The 1,876-nt window shown below is 74.0% G+C and carries 2 protein-coding genes and 1 pseudogene; all 3 read right to left on the bottom strand.

Annotated features, from left to right (window positions below; translation table 11 throughout):
• A pseudogene (locus VGL30_RS09410) lies at window positions 1-642 on the bottom strand (nitrite/sulfite reductase); the annotation flags it as partial.
• A gap of 6 nt (window positions 643-648) precedes the next feature.
• Window positions 649-1,014 carry a DUF2849 domain-containing protein gene (locus VGL30_RS09405; RefSeq protein WP_331539215.1) on the bottom strand — a complete coding sequence of 122 codons (366 nt, stop codon included), beginning with the start codon at window positions 1,012-1,014 and terminating at the stop codon, window positions 649-651.
• Window positions 1,011-1,876 (bottom strand): uroporphyrinogen-III C-methyltransferase (cobA, locus tag VGL30_RS09400; protein ID WP_331539213.1); only part of this gene is annotated, 866 nt, incomplete at its 5' end. The genes VGL30_RS09405 and cobA, both read right to left, overlap by 4 nt.

The following is a 1,876-nucleotide window of genomic DNA, read 5'->3' as shown; positions in this document are numbered from 1 at the left end:
GCCGATGTAGGGCATGCGCCCCAGGCCGCCGCCAACCATCACCTCGAAGCCCAGCGCGCCGTCACGGGACCGCTTGAGGTTGAGGCCGATGTCGTGGGTCTTAGCCGCCGTGCGGTCCTTGGCCGCGGCGGTGACCGCGATCTTGAACTTCCGCGGCAGCCAGTTGAATTCCGGGTGCACGGTGGACCATTGGCGGATCGCCTCGGCCCAGACGCGCGGGTCGTCGATCTCCTCCGCCGTCGCCCCGGCGTAGGGGTCGGCGGTGACGTTGCGGATGCAGTTCCCCGACGTCTGGATGGCGTGCATGTCGACGCTGGCCAGGTGGTCGAGGATGTCCGGCGCGTCGGCCAGCCTGATCCAGTGGAACTGCAGGTTGGTGCGCGTGGTGAAGTGGCCGTAGCCCTTGTCGTAGGTGCGCGCGATCCAGGCCAGCTTGCGCAGCTGGCGCGCGTCCAGCGAGCCGTAGGGGATGGCGATCCGCAGCATGTAGGCGTGCAGCTGCAGGTAGAGGCCGTTCATCAGCCGCAGGGGTTTGAACTGGTCCTCGGTCAGGTCGCCGGACAGGCGGCGGGCGACCTGCTCGCGAAACTCGTCGGCCCGGTCGGCCAGGAACTCGCGGTCAATGGCGTCGTAGCGGTACATCGCGCCTCACTTGCGCTTGATCAGGTCGACCCGGCCCTTGGAGCGGGCCGCGCCGGATGCGTGCAGCAGCGCCTCGACGACAGCGCCGCCCTCGATCTGCTTGCCGTGGTCGTGGTGGTTGGTGGGGCCCAGCGCCCGCAGGCGCTCGCGGTAGCTGAGCGGGGCCCAGACGTCGCCGGCCTCGACCAGGTCGATCAGGTAGGGCTCGACGACCACGGTGGGCTGGGCCTTGGCGTGGCCCTCGGCGGCCTCCGCGGCCTCGGCGTCGGCCTCGCCGAACAACTGGGCGTCGGCGAACCGCTCGACCCAGCGGCCGTGGTTCCAGAACACCACCTCGCCGTCGACGAGCCGGTTGGCGGTCAGCGCCCTCATGATCTTCCCTCGCCCTCGCTGCGACGGCGCGCACCCATAGCGAGGTTCGCGGCGGCGTCGAGTCCGCTTTCGGCGTCCCCGGCCTGCGCCAGCGCCATCGCCTCGCCCACGACCAGCAGCGCCGGCCCCGTCAGGCCGGCGGCGGCGGCGGCCAGGCCGCCCAGGGTCGTGGTGCGGCGGCGCTCGTCGGCGCGCGAGGCGTTCTCGACGATCAGCGCCGGCGTGGCGGGGTCGCGGCCGGCGTCCATCAGCCGGCCGGCGATCAGGCCGGCGGTGGACAGGCCCATGTAGACCACCACCGTCTGGTTGGGCCTGGCGAGGGCGGGCCAGTCCAGCTCCGGAACCTCGCCCCTGGCGGCGTGGCCGGTGACGAAGGTGACGGCCTGGGCCTGCCCGCGATGGGTCAGCGGCGCGCCGGCGGCGGCGGCGGCGGCGAAGGCGGCGGTGACGCCCGGGACCACGCGGCATTCGACGCCGGCCTCGCGGCAGGCCTCCAGCTCCTCGCCGCCGCGGCCGAAGACGAACGGGTCGCCGCCCTTCAGCCGCACCACGTAGCGGCCGGCCAGCGCGTGGTCCAGGATGGCGCGGGTGATGGCGTCCTGGCCGACCTGGGCGCCGCGCGGGAACTTCGCCGCGTCCACCACCGTGACGTCGTCGCCGAGCTGGTCCAGCAGCAGCTGCGGGGCCAGCCGGTCCACCACCACCACGTCCGCCCGGTGCAGCAGCCGCCGCCCCCGCACGGTGATCAGCTCCGGATCCCCGGGCCCGGCCCCGACCAGCGCCACCCCCGGCAACGCCCCGGCCGCCTGGTCAGCGGCGCCGGCGTCCGCGCTGGTGCCGACCGGGTCGGCGGCGAGGGCGG

The organism is Phenylobacterium sp. (assembly GCF_036502675.1).
Taxonomy (GTDB): Bacteria; Pseudomonadota; Alphaproteobacteria; order Caulobacterales; family Caulobacteraceae; genus Phenylobacterium.
The sequence above is the reverse complement of the archived record's forward strand: the minus strand, read 5'-3'. Positions and strand labels throughout refer to the sequence as shown.